9 protein-coding genes are annotated in these 18,130 nt (G+C 64.3%); 2 read left to right on the top strand and 7 right to left on the bottom strand.

Going from position 1 to position 18,130, the window contains the following annotated elements; all coding sequences use genetic code 11:
- Positions 1-1,176 precede the first annotated feature (1,176 nt).
- From OWC48_RS08230 to OWC48_RS08220, 3 genes are all read right to left on the bottom strand, one after another.
- Complete coding sequence (locus OWC48_RS08230; RefSeq protein WP_282519510.1) at positions 1,177-2,676, bottom strand: P-loop NTPase fold protein; 1,500 nt, start codon at positions 2,674-2,676, stop codon at positions 1,177-1,179.
- Between the two features lie 72 nt (positions 2,677-2,748).
- A complete protein-coding gene (locus tag OWC48_RS08225; RefSeq protein WP_282519509.1) occupies positions 2,749-3,519 on the bottom strand; it encodes an ImmA/IrrE family metallo-endopeptidase in 771 nt (256 codons plus the stop codon).
- Between the two features lie 24 nt (positions 3,520-3,543).
- A complete protein-coding gene (locus OWC48_RS08220; protein WP_282519508.1) occupies positions 3,544-7,311 on the bottom strand; it encodes a vitamin B12-dependent ribonucleotide reductase in 3,768 nt (1,255 codons plus the stop codon).
- 757 nt (positions 7,312-8,068) lie between these two features.
- Between OWC48_RS08220 and OWC48_RS08215 the strand changes: the two genes are divergently transcribed.
- On the top strand, positions 8,069-8,965 hold the full coding sequence (locus tag OWC48_RS08215; protein WP_282519507.1) for a DMT family transporter: 897 nt from the start codon (positions 8,069-8,071) through the stop codon (positions 8,963-8,965).
- A gap of 15 nt (positions 8,966-8,980) precedes the next feature.
- Here OWC48_RS08215 and OWC48_RS08210 read toward each other — a convergent pair whose 3' ends face one another.
- The 4 genes from OWC48_RS08210 to OWC48_RS08195 form a co-directional block, all read right to left on the bottom strand.
- Positions 8,981-13,342 (bottom strand): autotransporter domain-containing protein, encoded by a 4,362-nt coding sequence (locus tag OWC48_RS08210; protein ID WP_282519506.1) that lies wholly within the window; start codon positions 13,340-13,342, stop codon positions 8,981-8,983.
- 336 nt (positions 13,343-13,678) lie between these two features.
- A complete protein-coding gene (locus OWC48_RS08205; RefSeq protein ID WP_282519505.1) occupies positions 13,679-15,937 on the bottom strand; it encodes a CHASE3 domain-containing protein in 2,259 nt (752 codons plus the stop codon).
- Positions 15,934-16,347 (bottom strand): response regulator, encoded by a 414-nt coding sequence (locus OWC48_RS08200; RefSeq protein WP_282519504.1) that lies wholly within the window; start codon positions 16,345-16,347, stop codon positions 15,934-15,936. Before OWC48_RS08200 ends, OWC48_RS08205 begins: the two co-directional genes overlap by 4 nt.
- A 246-nt stretch (positions 16,348-16,593) precedes the next feature.
- Complete coding sequence (locus tag OWC48_RS08195) at positions 16,594-17,220, bottom strand: BA14K family protein (RefSeq protein WP_282519503.1); 627 nt, start codon at positions 17,218-17,220, stop codon at positions 16,594-16,596.
- Positions 17,221-17,466: 246 nt separating this feature from the next.
- Here OWC48_RS08195 and OWC48_RS08190 point away from each other — a divergent pair, with 246 nt between their 5' ends.
- Complete coding sequence (locus tag OWC48_RS08190; RefSeq protein WP_028148726.1) at positions 17,467-17,874, top strand: NADH:ubiquinone oxidoreductase subunit NDUFA12; 408 nt, start codon at positions 17,467-17,469, stop codon at positions 17,872-17,874.
- Positions 17,875-18,130 lie beyond the last annotated feature (256 nt).

Raw genomic sequence — 18,130 nt, 5'->3', positions numbered from 1 at the left:
TTCATCGTGTCCACCATGAGCGGGTGAACCGAGAGATTTCGCGTGCGCGCAATGGCGCGTGCAGGGATTTTTCTTGAGGCCCCGCCGGTGACTGACGGGGCCTTTCCATTTTTGATGTCAGCCCACGACTGCCCGGCGGCGCCTTCGCGAAGAAGGATGCAGGGTCATGTGGGAGTATTTTGGACCCGATTTCGCTTTTGACGTGGTGAAGGGATTTGTCGCCGGCGTTGCCTCGATGGCGTTTCAGGTCGTGGCGCCGCGGGCGTTTCATGCCGCGAAGCGATTTCGCGCGCACTGGGTTGCCAGAAAAGACGCAAGACAAGCCGCAAGACAAGCACGCCGCAACGCGCCGGCGAATGATGAGCCGTGAGGTCTCTTAGGATGGGTGGAGCGAACGCTCCACCCATCCTACACCCTTCCCGGATATCGCTACGCTCATCTGGGTTGCGCTCGCTTCGGCCGGTACGACAATTGGATAGAAATAGGCCTGGCAGTGATCTATGCTCGCTTTGGTTGAGCCAGGGGGAGGGCCGTTGAAATGCTCGATCATGTAATGGTTTGGCTTCACGATCCCATCAATCTCGACATCCTTAAACTACTCGGTGGTTTCGCTACCACCGTTATTGGCGGTTTTTGGGCGTTCTTTACGTGGCTGTTAACGCGGCGACAGGCTCAGAGCATCGAGGAATTGAAGAGGGTGGCAACGGACGCGATCAACAAAGCGCGCAGAGAGCCTCCTCCCGCTGAATCCGAATTGCCTCCGTCTCCGCCACCGCTCCTCCTACCAAAACCGAGCCGACGTTCGTTTGCGTTTAGCTTCAGCTTGGTAGTTGCGCTGTTTGTAACTTTAGCAGGGGGAGCGTACGCGCTTGTCGGCTATCTTGGAGTTTCTGATACCGTTACTAACCAAATTAGGGTGTGCACTGGCGAGTACGAGGGCAACTGCGGATTTCCGCACGATGCGTATCTCTATTGCTATGCGGATGTAGGAAAATGGGCCCAACAACGATGCTTAAAGTCAACGGTAACAGTGCTCGGCTCTCATGATGGCAACAAGTGCGGCTACGCGAACTACAGTGTTTTGTGCACTCAGCGAAAGCCATGACTACCCATGATTGGAGCCCTTCGTGCCTGCCAGGCCCAATGACGGATGAGCTCAACAGCAGGGCGAGCCGATTAGTCGACCTTTCCGGTTTGAGGCAATAGTCGGCCCGCGCTTCTGACCATTTCTGGATACTGCCGTACAATGGAGAACGGCTCGGAACCCCTTATCCAGCTGTTTCCATGGTTAGTAGCAAATTCTGCAGATAGTTGTTGGGCAACCCACCGAGAATGGGCCGACGTTCCTTCGTGGTTGATATCATGCAACCCACGCTCGGATTGAATTACAAATTCGCTCGCTAGGCTGAGACCTGAAACTCCGTCAGACGGTTGCCCATAATGGGGCGATGGAAATTGAATTGACCAGTTACCAGTGCCGCCAAGTCTCTGGCGTAGTTGTCCAAGTGAAGAGGAAAAGTTGCGATCGAAAGGTAGGTTCCATCTCTGTTGATGAGCCACCGCGATTGGAAACAGCACACAGATTTCCAATTTTGACTTGTTTGCCCAAACGGTGACCACGCTCCTTAGAATATCATAGATCTGCTCGATATCCCGTAGTGCGAGGCCGAAGAAGTCGAAACATTCAGATAAGTAAGCTATTAAGTCTACCCGAGGAGGTAGCGACAACTTTTCTGTGCGGAGAGCGGTTCGCGTTAGCAAGTCTTCCACGAAATCTTTTCTCGATGCTTGATCGAAATAGTAGGTTCGATTGAAAAAGCGAGAGAGGTAGCCCGCGCTATTGAAAGCGCCGCCATAGATGGCTCCGACGGAGTGGCTGAGCTGCGGAGTGTCAGTCGCAACTACGAACACAAGCTGATCGATCTCAAAGAGATGTTTGACACGCTCCAGCATGGCAATGGCAAATGGCGGGCGACACCGATCAAGTTCATCGATCAAGACAAAGAGTGGGAGGGCTTGGTCCCTGTGTGCTGCCTCTTGTAGGAATTCGTCTAAGGTCGTCCTGAACTTGTCGATCGTCCTTTTTCCTTGGCGAAATCTGGCCAAGAGGACTTTGCCTTGCTCGTCAACAATTTCGCCCAGAGACTTGGCCGCCTCATCTGAGAGTTTTTCGGTGATAGTCGGCGCGTCGATCGAGAGAATTGTGCCAATCTCGTCAACGCCCGATCCTATGAATTTCCGCGCTATCTGAACGGTGGCTCCTTTTGCCGCGGCGACCGCAATTGCTGCGCCGGTTCGTTTAGCTTCGTTCCAACGTTCCCGAACCTTCTTTTCACGCTTTACTAGCGGTGCCACTGCTTGGTCGATGGCGTCCATAACTGAAAGAAGAGGGTCATCTGCATGGTCGTCTTGCCATGCGTTGACCTCGGCGACGATGAAGCCATCCTTGCGCAGCATTCTTCCGAAGCGAGATAAAAAGAACGACTTGCCCTGTCCCCATTCGGCGTCGATGTTCAGCACGTAGGATGCTGGCAGGCTCGATCGCTTTCGTTCGCCTACCCGATTTAGAAGAAATGATTTTAGGAAGGCGGCCTCTTCGCTCCGGCCAAGCTTGTCCTCGGTCCATATTTCACCGGTGCCCGGCTCAGTTGCTGGAGCTGATTTGTTTTGGGGCATGTTGATTAAGCCGAATCGGTGCCTGATGTGCAATCTTTGTTAGAATAAGAGCGAGAGTGGGTGCCCGCTTTCTTAGTCGTCTTCGGGGTGATCGCCCACGTAGCCGCAAGTCTCGCACCCTACCTTGGTCGCGAGGGGCAGTAGCGTTTGGCACTTACAGCTGGGACAGATAGCTTGCAGGTAATTCGCCCGTCGATCGCTTCGTTTCATCAGGGCCTGATGCGCCTCATTTGATTTGAGGACGCGGGCCGCGGCTTCGGCCCTCTCGCGCTCGATTTGGATCCGTTCGTAACAAATTTCCGCGGCGGACAGGCTAACGAGGAACTCAGTTGAAATTTCGAGGGGCGATGTTAACTCCGCTGCACGGCGGTCATCAACGAGGAATGCTGATGCGAAGACCTTCGCTTGATGTTCTGCCGACTCGGAAGCGTTGAGCTTCGATAGGCTGGTCGTACCCGTGGCGCCGGCTGGCCGGTGATCCATCGTTCCGGGAGTGGCGTGCATTACGGCGTGCCCAAGTTCGTGAGCCAAGGTCATTCTTGGCCGATCGTCTCCCCAACAGGCCTGCGAATCGATCGTTCTCTTAACCGTGACGACGATGGTGCCAATGATTTCTTCGGTTCGAGCATCCTTGGTGCCTAGGACGTGATCGTCGACAATTCGGTATTCGAGGGGCTTCTCCCCCCGAAGCGTGAGAACCTTTCCAAAACGCAGAACCTGGCCGATGTAGACCGGCCAGGTTCTCTTGATGCCAAAATAGGCCTTTGTGTTTTGGGCAATGCAACGGCATTCGCCGTTTGAGCGACGGGCAACGCGACGGTCGTCGTGTTCCTCGTAATCCATTGCCTTCCTTATAGTGCTACCGCCTCACGAACATCCCGTCGTCGAGCCGCAAGTGTCGCACTTCATGCAGGTGCCATTCCGCACCAGCGTGAAGTTGCCGCACTCTGAGCACATCTCACCTTCGTAGCCCTTGGCCTTGGCTTCCGCGCGGCGCTCGGCCTTGGTGGGGACGAGCGTCTGTGCGGTGCTGCCGGCCTTGCTCCACTGGAGGGCCTCTAACTTCTCCGTAGGCGAGAGGTCGTGGCTGGCTTCCTGCTTCAGGGCGACGGCGCCTTCGATGGCATCGCCGGCGCGGGCCGAGGTGCCGTGAGAGGCCAGCGCCGTGACCTTGCTGCCGCCGGTCGGGGCGCTGTCGTTGCCCGGGGCGATCGCGGCGGAGCCGCCGCGCATCACGACGAGGTTGTCGGTGCGGGAGCGGGTGAGGCCGCGCGAGACCAGCTTGGTCGCGTGCTGGGTCTCGTCCGGCTCCTTGCCTTCCTCGACGCCCTTGCCGAGCGCGTCGAAATTCGACTCGGTCGGATCGACATGGGCGAGGTCGAAGCGCGACATGTAGCTCACCGCGAGCTCGCGGAAGACGTAGTCAAGGATCGAGGTCGCGTACTTGATGCTGTCGTTGCCCTGCACAGGGCCCGCCGGCTCGAAGCGGGTGAAGGTGAAGGCGTCGACATATTCGTCGAGCGGCACGCCGTACTGGAGGCCCAGCGACACCGCGATGGCGAAGTTGTTGATGAAGGAGCGCAGAGCTGCGCCTTCCTTGTGCATGTCGATGAAGATCTCGCCGAGACGGCCGTCATCGTATTCGCCGGTGCGTAAGTACACCTTGTGGCCGCCGACGACCGCCTTCTGGGTGTAGCCCTTGCGGCGATCCGGCATCTTCTCGCGCTCGCGCATCACGATGATGCGCTCGACCAGTTTCTCGACGATCTTTTCCGAGACCTGGGCGGCACGCGCCGCCATCGGCTTCTCGTAGAGCGACTCGACCGCATCCTCCTCGTCCTCATCGTCGGCGATGAGCTGCGAGTTGAGCGGCTGGGAGAGCTTGGAGCCGTCGCGATAGAGCGCGTTGGCCTTCAGCGCGAGCTTCCACGACAGCATGTAGGCGGACTTGCAGTCCTCCACCGTGGCGTCGTTCGGCATGTTGATGGTCTTGGAGATCGCGCCCGAGATGAAGGGCTGGGCGGCCGCCATCATGCGGATGTGGCTCTCGACCGACAGATAGCGCTTGCCGATCTTGCCGCAGGGATTGGCGCAGTCGAACACCGAATAGTGCTCGGCCTTCAGGTGCGGAGCACCTTCCACCGTCATCGCGCCGCAGATGTGGACGTTGGCTGCCTCGATCTCGCGTTTTGTAAACCCGACCGCCTGGAGGAGGTCGAAGCCGGGGGCCGCGATTGCCTCGGCACCGATGCCGAGCTGATCGCGGATGAAATCTTCGCCAAAGGTCCACTTGTTGAAGGCGAACTTGATGTCGAAGGCGGTCGGCAGGGCCTTTTCGACCTTGGCGATGGCTTCATCGGTAAAGCCCTTGGCCTTCAGCGTCGAGGCGTTGATAGCAGGCGCGTTGGAGAGCGAGCCGTGGCCGACGGCGTAGGCCTCGATCTCAGCGATATCAGCTTCGCGATAGCCGAGCGCGCGCAGCGCCGCGGGGACCGCGCGGTTGATGATCTTGAAGTAGCCGCCGCCGGCGAGCTTCTTGAATTTCACCAGCGCGAAGTCGGGTTCGATGCCGGTGGTGTCGCAATCCATGACGAGGCCGATCGTGCCGGTCGGCGCGATCACCGTGGTCTGGGCGTTGCGATAGCCGTGCTTCTCGCCGAGCTCGAGCGCCGCATCCCAGGCGGCCTGCGCGTGGCTGACGAGGTCAGCCTGCGGGCAGGACACGAGATCCATCGGCACCGGGTTGACCGAGAGCGCCTCGTAGCCGTTGGACTGGCCGTGGGCGGCGCGGCGGTGGTTGCGGATGACGCGCAGCATGTGCGCGGCGTTCTTCTTGTAACCGGGGAATGTGCCGAGCTCGGCCGCCATCTCCGCCGAGGTCTTGTAGGTGATGCCGGTCATCACAGCGGTGAGGGCGCCGCAGAGCGCGCGGCCTTCCTTCGAGTCATAAGACAGACCCATGGTCATCAGGAGGCCGCCGATGTTGGCGTAGCCGAGGCCGAGCGTGCGGAACTCGTAGGAGAGCTCGGCGATCGCGCGCGACGGGAACTGCGCCATCATCACGGAGATTTCGAGCACGATGGTCCAGAGCTGGCAGAGGTGCTCGTAGCCCTTCACGTCGAACTGCTTGGTCTCGGTGTTGTAGAAGGTCAGCAGGTTGGCGGAGGCGAGGTTGCACGCGGTGTCGTCCAGGAACATGTATTCCGAGCACGGATTGGACGCGCGGATGTCGCCGGACGCCTTGCAGGTGTGCCAGTCGTTCATGGTGGTGTTGAAGTGCAGGCCGGGATCTGCCGACGCCCAGGCGGCGTAGCCGATCTTTTCCCAGAGGTCGCGCGCCTTCAGCGTCTTCGTCACCTTCTTGGAGGTGCGCGCGTTCAGGTTCCAGTCGCCATCCGTTTCCACGGCGCGGAGGAAGTCGTCCTTCAGCGAGACCGAGTTGTTGGAGTTCTGGCCCGACACCGTGAGATAGGCCTCCGAATCCCAGTCGGTGTCATAGACGTCGAACTGGATGTCCTTGTAGCCCTGCTTGGCGAACTGCATCACGCGCTTGATGTAGTTGTCAGGCACGAGGCTGCGGCGCGCGAGCTTGATCTCGCGGCGGAGGGCCGGGTTCTTCTCGGGGTCGAAGCAATCGTCGCCCGAGCCTTCGCAGTTCACGCAGGCCTTCAGCACTGCCTTGAGGTGCTTCTGGTTGATCTTGGATCCGGTGACGAGAGCTGCGACCTTCTGCTCCTCCTTCACCTTCCAGTCGATATAGGTCTCGATGTCGGGGTGATCGACGTCGACGACGACCATCTTGGCGGCGCGGCGCGTGGTGCCGCCCGATTTGATCGCGCCCGCCGCGCGGTCGCCGATCTTGAGGAAGCTCATCAGGCCGGACGAGCGGCCGCCGCCGGAGAGCTTTTCGCCTTCGCCGCGCAGGCGCGAGAAGTTGGAGCCGGTGCCGGAGCCGTACTTGAACAGGCGGGCCTCGCGGACCCAGAGGTCCATGATGCCGCCCTCGTTGACGAGGTCGTCACCGACGCCCTGGATGAAGCAGGCGTGCGGCTGCGGGTGCTCGTAGGCCGACTTGGACTTGGTCAGCTTGCCGGTGAAGGGGTCGACGTAATAATGGCCCTGGCCGGGGCCGTCGATGCCATAGGCCCAGTGAAGACCGGTGTTGAACCATTGCGGCGAGTTCGGCGCGACCATCTGCATGGCGAGCATGTAGCGGATCTCGTCATAGAAGGTCTGGGCGTCCTCGTCGGAGGAGAAGTAGTTGCCCTTCCAGCCCCAATAGGTCCAGCAGCCGGCGAGGCGATCGAACACCTGCTTGGCCGAGAGCTCGCTGACGAAGCGCTCTTTCTCAGGGAGAGCGGCGAGGGCCTCGGTGTCGGGCACGGAGCGCCACAGGAAGGAGGGGACGGACTCCTCCTCGACCTTCTTCAGGCGCGCGGCGACGCCGGCCTTGCGGAAATACTTCTGGGCGAGCACGTCGGAAGCGACCTGCGACCACTCGGTCGGGACCTCGACGCCATCAAGTTTGAACACGACCGAGCCGTCGGGATTCCGGATCTCCGACGTGGTCTGCCGGAATTCGATTCCCGCGTAGGGTGACTGTCCCGAAGTGGTGTGGCGCCGCTCAATCCGCATGGTCTTGCCCCGTCCTTTTATGTGCCGGACTGCCTCCGCAAGGCGCCCGGATCGCTATTTCAGTTCGCGATTCCTCCAAGGGCCTCATCGGCCCAAAGGCTTCGCAGTTCAGCCGGTGGATCCGGCCCAGTTTCTCCCGGCGCGATGGCTTGGTGCGAGCACCTTGCATCCGCCGGCATGTCCACACCCATCCGCCCCCAAGGGGATGTGCGCGACATGCGTTCAACGCCCCACACGCTACTTCAACCAATGCCATCCGAGCCTGTTGCCGGCCCGTTCTGGCGCCCGAAGGTCTGCATTTCGAGGGCAGACAAGCCCTCATCCGCGGCCTTTGGCTGGCTTGGCGGAGTGACGATTTGCGAGACCCTTTGGGGGAGTGCCGGCGGGACGCAAACTCACTCGCGCCGAACGGACCGAAAGCTAGGACTCTCCGTTGCGCCCGTCAAGAACTAGTGCGAGTTCCTGAATCAAATACTAAATATGGTGGATTGCGGGGGATAACAGGGGGCAAGCCCGCGCCTGTTGTTGAGCCAAGTATCAGTGAGTCCTCAGGGATTCCCAACCAAAAAAATTTGCATGCCGTGACGATACGGTCCCTTCACCCCACTGTTCACAGGGCAGGTATATTTTTCGGGACCGGGGTTGCCTCAGCGGGACTCACGTAGGGCTACGGAAGGTGAGGGCAGGCATGCCCGCCGGGGTGGTGGCGGGGGCCCCGAATCCGGGCCAAGCTGCCCCGAAATTGCCGGATACCCACATGCTTGATTCGACTCGCCGGGATGCGCGACCGCGCATCGCCCCGGCCGGCCTGATGTTCCTCGCCATCACCTCGATCGGCTGGGGCTTCAACTGGCCGGTGACGAAGTTCCTGCTGTCCGAGCTGCCGCCGCTGACGCTGCGCGGGGTGACCGGCGTGGTCGGCGCGGTGCTGCTCGCCGCCCTCGCGCTGATCCGCCGGCAGAGCCTCAAGGTGGGGCCGGGGATCTGGCCGCGGCTCCTGACCGCCGCCGTCCTCAACGTCACCGGCTGGATGGTGCTGATGGGCCTGGCGCTGCTCTGGCTGCCGGCCAGCGAGGCGGCGCTGATCGCCTACACGATGCCGGTCTGGGCCTCGCTGATCGCCTGGCCGGTGCTGGGCGAGCGGCCGACCGTGCTGCGCACGCTGGGCTTGGTGATGGCCTTCGTCGGCCTGGCCTCGATCATGGGCGGTAACGGCTTTGCCGCGAGCGTGGAGAAATTGCCGGGCATCATCATGGCGCTGGCCGGCGCGCTCGGCTTCGCCATCGGCACGGTGTTTTCGAAGAAGTACCCGATCCATCTGCCGCCGATCACGGCCGCGGCATGGCAGATCGGGATCGGCTGCCTGCCGATCTCGATCATCGGCCTCCTGGTCGAGACCACGCATCTTTCGCTGGTGACGCCGGTCGGCTGGTGGCTGCTGGTCTATTCCACCGTGGTGCAGTTCTGCATCGCCTATGTCAGCTGGTTCGCCGCACTGGCGCGCCTGCCGGCGTCAGTGGCCGCGATCGGCACTATGGCGGTGCCTGTCATTGGCGTGGTGGCCTCCGCGCTGGCGCTGCACGAGCCGCTCGGGCCGGGCCAGATCGCCGCGCTGATCTTCACGCTCGCAGCCGTGGTGCTGGCGACGCGCTAGCTCGAGAACCGGGCATTACCATGCGTAGCGGATCGCGCCCTTGCCGGCATAGCTTTGCGTGACATTCGAGAACTCGCCCTCGAACGTCGCGGCGGCGGACCAGTCGTTGGTCCACTGCCATTCGGCCGAGGCTGTGGTCAGCGCGGAGTCGGGCGCCTGCGCCGCACCGTTGACGACGAAGCTTGCGCCCGGCAGCGACTGGAAGGTCGGAGCAATCGAACGATCCGGATTGAAATCATGCGCCCATGCAAGGCGGCCGCGCAGCGTGACGATGCCGTTCTGCATGGCGAATGATTTGTCGGTGCGAATGCCGAGCTCGCTGCGCGTGTCGGTCACGCTCTTGGCGGCATAGGTCTGTGCAAACAACAGCGAACCGGCGACGACGCTTTCGGCATAGGCCGGCAGGTCGAATGTGGTGAATTGCCCTGCGGCGTAAGGGGTGATGCCGAGACCGCCCAGCGTCGGCATGACGAAGCGGTAGCCACTCTCCACGCGACCCGAATACGCGTTCGCATTGAACTCGGCGCGCAGGTGGTCGATGCCGGCGACCGTGACGATGCGGTTGGTCGTGATGTCCTGCCAGCCATAAGCCAGCGCAGCAATGATGTAGGCCGCACCGATGTTATGGCGAACGAAGGCGCCGGCCTGGAACAGGTCGGAGCTGCCATAGCCGAGGCCGTTGACGTTGAAGCCGGTGCGGCCGCCCGCCAGCGCAAATCCCGCGAGCGTGTCCGGCGAGACCCGATAATCCGCACCGACCGCGATGCCGTAGATGCTGCTCGCGCTGTTGTTCGAGCCGATGATGGCGTTGCCGGCCGTGGTCTGCGACCCGCCGAAGCCGGCGGTCCACACGCTCCAGCGTTGTTCGAAGGTCGGAGCTGCCAGCGCCTTGGTGGACATCGCCGCATAAGCGTCCAGCTCGCCAACAGTTCGACCGCGTGCCGCGTAGGCCGAGCCGTCCTCGGCATACGCATTCGGCGGCCCGCCGGCGCTGACGGGACCTCTGCGACCGGAGATGAATGGATCCGTCATCACGCCGATGAACTGGTTCATCGCGTTGAACGTCGTCTGCTGGGAGCCGGTGGCGCTCTCGCCGGAGACCTGGGTCAAGCCGGCGGGACTGAGTCCGAAGAAGCCCATCGGAAGGCCGCCGTTATTGTTGAAGGCGTAGGTCAGCGCGTTGGCGACGTTCTGCTGGTTGACGTTGAGGCCGGTGTAATTGGTGAAGGCGGCCGTCAGGTTCAGATAGGCGTTGTTGGCGTCATAGCTCAGCGTATCGCTCGCGCCCGCTGGCAGTCCGACATTGGTGATGCCCGCGAACGTCGTGCCGCCACGTCCGCCGGCCGCGGTCAGGATCGTGTATGTCTTCGAGACATAGCTGCCGGGCAGGAAATTCGCGACCACGGTCGCACCCGTCAACGTCGCCGCGCCGGTGACATTGGCGGAGCTCGATGTCGATGGGTTGAGCGCAACGACGTAGAGCGCGCCCGATTGGAAGGCCAGATTGCCGACCACCATCGTTGACGTCCCGGGCGTGTTGACGGCTCCAGGCATGAACGTGCCACCGGCATTGATCGTCGTTGCGCCGATAGTGCCCGTGCCGCCAAGCGTGCCGCCGGCGTTCACGGTCATGGTCGAATTGGCCAGCGAGCCGTTCACCAGCAGCGTGCCGGCGGCGATCGACCACGGCAATGCAGCGCTATTGGTGCCGCTTTGCGTCCAGGTCGAAGCGCCCGTCTTCTCGAAGCTCGCGAAGCCCCGATACTGCGCGGCGGCGCCGATCAGCGAAACGTCGAAAGAAGCAGTGGGGTTGGTGTTGCCGCCGAACTGCAAGGTGCCGTTGCCTGTCTGATCGACGACGTTGCCGCTGAAGCTGTAGCCGGCCTGAAGCTGCAGCGTGTTGGTGCCGCCGGTGAAGGTGATGGCGCTGGCACGCGTGACGCCGTCGCCGGCGAGACCGCCGGAAATCGATCCGCTGTTGATGATGCCGAGATTGGCGCCGATGACGCCGGCGCCGCCTGCACCGACCGCGCCGGAGACCCCGGCGGTGACGGTGCTGCTGCCGGAGCTACCGCTCGCGCCGGCGCTGCCGCTCACGCCGGAGAAGCCGTTCGTCCCCGTGGTGCCGTTCGTGCCGCCGCTGGCGGCCAAGGCCCCGGCACCGCCGACGCCGCCGGAGCCGCCGACACCACCACTGCCGGCGCTGCCCGCGGTGCCGCCGAGGCCACCGCTGCCCGCGGCCCCGGCGATGCCGCCATTGCCGCCGGTGATCGTGCCGCGATTGATCAGCGTGCCGCCGTTGGAGAAGGCGGCGCCAACGCCGCCGGTGCCACCATAGCCGCCATTGCCGCCGCGGCTCGAGGCGCTGCCACCGTTGCCGGCATTGCCGCCGGCACCGCCAAATCCGCCGGTCCCGCCGTTGCCGCCATTGCCGCCATCGGTCGAGCCGACCACGTTGACGCCAGCGGTGCCGTTGCCGCCAGCGCCGCCAACGCCGCCGACACCGCCGTTGCCCGCATTGCCACCGGCGCCGCCGTTGCCGCCACTGCCTGCGGTGCCGCCGCGGCCGCCATCGCCGCCGGTGATGATGCCTTGATTGGTCAGCGTGCCACCGTTTGAAATGGTCGCGCCGGCGCCGCCGGCGCCGCCATGACCACCTACGCCGGCATTGCCGGCGCTTCCTCCGCTCCCGCCGTTGCCACCCATTCCGCCGGCGGCGCCGCTGCCGCCGCTGCCGCCAGCGACGGCCGGGAGAAGGGCACTCGCGCCAGCACCGCCGGTGCCCGCTGTGCCGGCGTCACTGCCGTTGCCCCCGGCGGCGCCGTTGCCGGCATTGCCGCCGGAGCCGCCAATCCCGCCGGTGCCACCAGCGATGCTGCCCGAAACTGCAACAGTCCCGCCGTTCGTGAGCTGGACGCCATCGCCGCCGCTGGATCCGCTGCCACCAATGCCGCCATTTCCGCCGGCGCCACCATTCCCGCCGTTGCCGCCAGCGCCACCAACCAGACCGTTGTTGCCATTGAGAAGGCCAGGGCCGGAGGACCCGTTGGCACCATTGTCGCCTGTGCCGCCGGCGCCGCCAATCCCGCTTGCGCCGCCATTGGCGCCGTTGCCGCCAGCGCCGCCATTGCCACCGGCGCCTCCCATGATCGTTTGGGAAATTGAGAGCGTGCCACCGCTCGTCACCTGCAGACCAACGCCACCGCCGGCACCATTGGCGCCATCGCCTGCGTTGGTGCTAGCGCTGCCGCCAGTGCCACCATTGCCGCCGCGCCCGCCGGCTGCACCGAGTCCGATGCTGGATCCAGCGTTGCCGCCGTTGCCGGCCATGCCGCCGGCGCCGCCTCCACCGCCAGCGCCGCCGCCGCCGCCGGTCCCTGCTGTGACGCTTTGCAAAATCGTCACGGTGCCGCCACCGGTGACCTGGATGCCATCGCCACCGCCGCCGCCGATCGCGCCATTGCCGCCGGCACCAATCCCGCTGTTGCCGCCGCTTCCACCGGTCCCGCCATCGAGCGCACCGAGAACATTGGCGCCGGAAGCGCCCGCACCACCGCTCCCGCCGTGACCCGCTGTACCGCCGCGTCCGCCGCTGCCGCCATCGCCGCCAGCGACCGTTTGCAGGATCGTCGTGGTGCCTCCGCTTGTGACCTGCACGGCGGCGCCGCCATTGCCGCCGCCGCCGGCGGCGCCCCCGCTGCCAAGGACGTCGCCACCGGTCCCGCCGGTCAGACCGGCGACGCCCAGGGAGAGAGCGCTGGCTCCATTGCCGCCATTGCCACCGGCGCCACCACGGCCACCGACCCCACCCGCGCCGCCGGTCACCGCTATCGAAAGCGTGGTGCCGCCGACGGTGACCTGCACGCCGGCGCCACCCGCACCACCGCCGCCACCGATGCCGCTGCTGCCCGTTCCCGCGCTGGCATCAAGGCCACCAATGACAGCAGAACCATCGGCGCCGCTCGCGCTGGCGCCGCCGTGACCGCCAGCGCCACCCGCTCCACCGGAGCCGGCACCGAGCGCACCTTCGCCGCCACCGCCGCCGCCACCGCCACTACCCGTAGTCAGAGCTGAGTTGCCGTTGCCGCCATTGCCGCCGCTGCCACCGACAACGTTGCCGCCGTCACCGCCAAGTCCGCCGTTGCCGCCTGAGGTCGCCGTGCCCCCGGAGCCTCCGGTGCCGCCTGCGGCAGCGCCGCCGCCGCCGCCCGCGCCTTGTCCGATCGCGTTGTCACCGCCATTTCCACCGCTAGGAGAGGCGCTGGTACCGGCCGTGCCACCGCCGCCGCCCGTGCCATTGCCACCGGCTCCGCCAGCGCCGCCGTCGGCGCGCGCCGACGTGATCGTCAGCGCCAGTGCGACAGCCGTGCTCGCCAACAATGTGGGGAGCCTGAAACGGCGCCGGGACGGACAAGAACCAATTCTCGATTCAATTATCAATTGTATTACCGGCAGCCCTGGCACCGACCCGCAGGCCATTCCGAGGTGAAATCCTCAGAAACAGACCGCAACATATTCGCTCGCCGAAGCGGCTCAACGAGAATGGTCTTGCCTGCCAGGAATACCGTTTGATTTCGGTCGCCTGTCACCCGGAAACAACATCGACACCCGCTGCGAGACCGCGGATGACGTCAGTGAGCATTCGTAATTCAGTGCGGTTCTCAGCCGAGCGCACACACAATCCGCGCGCTTTCGAAGCCGAGAGAAAATGCTCTAGCCCGCGGTCATCCCGCCGCCGTTCAGCGCCTTCCTGATCATCTCGGCGAGCTGGTTGCGGCGGTAGGGTTTTGTCAGCAGCAGCACGCCGTCGTCGAGCTTGCCGTGATGGACGATGGCGTTGTCGGTGTAGCCGGAGGTGTAGAGCACCCTCACGCCCGGCCGTCGCTTGGCCACCGCTTCGGCGAGCTCGCGACCGCTCATGCCGCCGGGGATCACGACGTCGGTGAACAGGAGGTCGAAGTCCTGGCCGGCCTCGATCATGTCCAGCGCGGCGCGGCTGTCGGGCGCGGCGACCGTGTCGTAGCCGAGGCTCTGCAGCTGCGCGGTGACGAAGTTGCGCACCAGCGTGTCGTCCTCGACCACGAAAATGGTCTCGGCGCCGCCTTCGGCCTGCGGCGCCAGGGGGGCCGCCGCATCCGTCATGCCGTCGCCCGGCGGCAGGTAGAGCTTGATCGTGGTGCCGTGGCCTTCCTCGCTGTAGATCTTGATGTGGCCGCCGGACTGCTTGACGAAGCCGTAGACCATGGAGAGGCCGAGGCCCGAGCCCTTGCCGACCTCCTTGGTCGTGAAGAACGGCTCGAACGCCTTCTGCTGGATGTCCGCCGACATGCCGGTGCCGGTGTCGCTGACCGCGAGCATCACGTAGGGGCCGGGCTGCACCTCCGCGTGGGCCTGCGCATAGGCCTCGTCGAGCACGACGTGGTGGGTCTCGAGCAGCAGCTTGCCGCCGTTCGGCATGGCGTCGCGGGCGTTGATCGCCATGTTGAGCACGGCATTGGTGAGGCGGGACGGATCGATGTGCGCGGTCATCGGTCCCTGTTCCAGCACGGTCTCGATCTGGATCTGCTCGCCGAGGGTGGGGCGCAGTAGCTTGGCGATATCGGCGATCGCGCCGTTGATCTCGACATTGCGCGGCTGGAGCGGCTGCCGTCGTGCAAAGGCGAGCAGATGCTGGATCAGCTCGGCGCAGCGCTCGGCGGCATCGTCGATCAGCCGTGCCACGCGCTGGAGCTCGGGCTGCTGCTTCAGGCTCGCCACCAGCGTCTCGGTATTGCCGGAGATCACGGTGAGCATGTTGTTGAAGTCGTGCGCGACGCCGCCGGTCAGCTTGCCGATCGCATCCAGCTTCTGCGACTGGTGCAGCTGCCGCTCGGTTTCGCGCGAAGTGGTCGCATCGTGATAGACCAGCACGGCGCCCGAGACGTTGCCTTGTCCGTCGCGCATTGGCCGGCCGCTGATCATCAGATGGCGGGGATCGTTGCCGCTGTGCGGGCGGACGATCATCTCCAGGTTCTCGAAGTGCTCGCCGCGCAGCACGCGCGTCGACGGCAGCTCGTCCGCCCTGAGCGGCGTGACGCCGTCGCCGTGAAACACGTCGGACAGGGCGCGCAGATTGCGCAGGCTCATGCCGGCGCGATGCAGCAAGATGCGCTCCGCGGCCGGATTGGACAGAAGGACAGTGCCCTCGGCGTCGATCACCAGCACAGCCTCGGCCATGCTGTGGAATGTGCTCTGGAGCACGTTGACCGACAGCCGCAGCTCGTCATGCGCGTTGACGAGATGCTCGGTGCGCTCGGCGACGGCGGCCTCGAGTTGCTCTTTCGCCGCCGTGGTCTCCAGCAGCGTGCTCTTCAGCGCGACCGTGGTGCGCCGGCTCTCGCGCATCAGCATTGCGACCAGCAGCAGGATCACCAGCGCGCCGATCACGTCGATGCCGAGCAGGACGATGCCGGTACGGCGGGAACTCTGGGCGCGGGCGGCGAGCAATCGCTCTTCCTCCGCGCTCAGATGATCGAGATTGTCCATCACCGTGTCCATCAGGCCGCGGCCCTCGGCCTTGCCCTGGAGCGCGGCAACACCGGCCTGGTCGTTCTCGGCGCGCAGGCGCATCACCTCTGCGGCGATCTCGACCCGGCGCAGCGCCAGCGGCTCGGTGCCCTCGATGAGCTCGACCTGATCGGGATTGTCACGCAGGCTGCGCTTGAGGTCGGCGAGCGCCGGCGCGATCTGGGCGTGTACCGCCTGAAACTCGTCGCTGAAGCTCGGGTTGCGATAGATTTCGTAGCCGCGCGCGGCGCTCTCTGCGCGCCGCATCAGCACGCGCAGATCGGAGATCTTCTTCTGCGTCTCGATGGTGTGATTGACCCAGGCGGCATCGAACCGCGACTTGACGTCGAGTCCGATCGAGGCGGCGGTGATGATCAGGAGGATTGCAAGTCCAGCACCGAGAATGACGCGCTGCGTTGGGATCAAGGGACTTCTTTCTTGTCCTTCGGCTGCGTGGCCTCGCCGAGGCATTCCCGGATCGTGGTCAGGAGCGCGTCCGGCGTGAACGGCTTGCGCAGGCAGCGTGTCGCGCCCAGTTCCAGTGCCATGCGAAGGAAATCGGGGGAGGGCGAGGCAGACGAGGCGAAGGCGTAGCCGGACATCGCGATCAGAGGGATCGCCGGCGCGCGCTCGTGAAAGATGCGGATGGATTCGAAGCCGCGCATGTGCGGCATGAAGATGTCGACCAGCATCACGTCAAACGTCTGCGCTTCGAGCGCAGCCAGGCCCGTTTCGCCGCCGTCAGCCATCGTGACATCGAAGCCCTGACGTTGGAGCAGAACCTCGATGGTCGCGCCGACCATCGGATCGTCATCTACCACGAGGATACGCGGCATGACATTTCCCAGTAGATCGAAGTCCCAACATTCATCGGTGATATAGGCGAATCGCGGGACGGGTCAATTTGGGATTGGATCATTGTAGATATGCACGGTGCGGTGAATAGAGGTCCCTCGCGCTCGGGTGCATAGATTCTCGCGCGCGATGCGCGGGCTGCGCGCGAAACAGGCGATGAGCGCGCGACAAACGAAAGAGGCGCCGCACCGATGCGACGCCTCTTCCTTCAAGCGTTGTCGATCTGCTTACGGGCAGGGATGACGCTGGCCGTCATACCCAAGATACGTGCCCGAGCCCGGATCGTAGGACCTGTAGCGCTGCGCGCAATAAGCCGACGAGTCGCCACCGCCGTCCGGCACCACCGCGACCGACGGCTCGTCATAGTAGCTGTCGTCACCATAGTAGTAGGGATCGTTGTCGTACCCGCCACCGTAATAGGCGTAGGAGCCGAGGCCGCCGATGGCCGCACCCGCGGCGACGCCGGGCCAGAATCCACCGCGACGATGCCAGCCGCCGCCGTGCCAGTTGCCGCCGCCGCCACGCCAGTTGTTACCCGCGACTGCGAGGGGACGGCCGCCGCCACCACTAAAGCCTGGTCCTGCGGTCGGACGCATGGCTACGCCGGCGCTCGGGCGCATGGCCGCGCCGCCCGCGAAATTGCCGCCGCCGCCACCCATCCGCGCGCCGCCAAAGCTGCCGCCGCCCATGCGGGCGCCGCCACCACCAAAGTGAGCGCCGCCACCGCCACCGCCAAAATGAGCGCCGCCGCCACCGCCGCCGTGGCCGCCACGGCCCTGGGCGAAGCTCGGCGTCGCCAACGGAAGAACCAACGCGATTGCTGCCGCGGCGCTCAAAACTCTCAGACTGTTCATTTTCAAACTCCTTTTCCCGGAAGCAAACCTCTTGAAAGGCCTGCGGTTCCAGGGTTCACGCGGCTGTGCGCGTGTGACGGGGAGATTTTCACGCGGCCGCTGTACCCGGCATGAACGGATCGCGTCCGATTTGCGGCTCTGTCTGCGACGGAGCACACATTTGCGTGGGGCACGGCCGCCCCCGCCGAACTGGACATTTTGCCGCCCGGATGGCATCAGGGCCTCACGAAGCAGGGCCCTAGCCGTATGAAACAATTCTTCCTCAAGTTCTTCACCTGGTGGAGTGGCCAGACCTTTGGCACCCAGCTCTGGACCAAGCGGTACGGCGAACTGGTCGGCCAGGACGAGCAGGGAAACCGCTATTATCGGACCCGCGGCGGCGCGATCGATCCGACGCTCGGATTCGAGCGACGCTGGGTCATCTATAACGGTTACGCCGAGGCAAGCCGCATTCCGACGGGTTGGCACGGATGGATGCATCACGTCGTCGATGTGCCGCCGACTGAAGAGAACTACCAGCCGCGCGAGTGGCAAAAGCCGCACCAGCCGAACCCCACCGGTACGCCCAACGCCTATCGGCCCTCCGGCTCGACGCTTGCCAGCGGCAAGCGTCCCAAGGCGACCGGCGACTATCAGCCCTGGACGCCTGGCTAGCTTCTCCGTCCGAATCCTTGCCGTAGGGGTGGATGCACCAGCATCCGCCTCATTCTGCTGTGGACAACGGGAACAGCGGGGACAGCGCTTGCGCGGGCGTTGCGGCTACGTGGGCGATGCGGCTCAATGGTCCCATCTTACGGAGATGGGAGACCATCGCGTTCGGTTCGGGCAACAGTTCGCGACTGTCCCGAGATGCAGCGGCCGCCGACCAGGACTCGATCGGGAGATAGGCCCCCGGTCTGGAAGTTCGAAA

Source organism: Bradyrhizobium sp. Arg816, assembly GCF_029989365.1.
In the GTDB taxonomy this organism is placed as follows: Bacteria; Pseudomonadota; Alphaproteobacteria; order Rhizobiales; family Xanthobacteraceae; genus Bradyrhizobium.
Note: the sequence above shows the minus strand (reverse complement) of the source record. Positions and strands in the feature narration are given on the sequence as shown.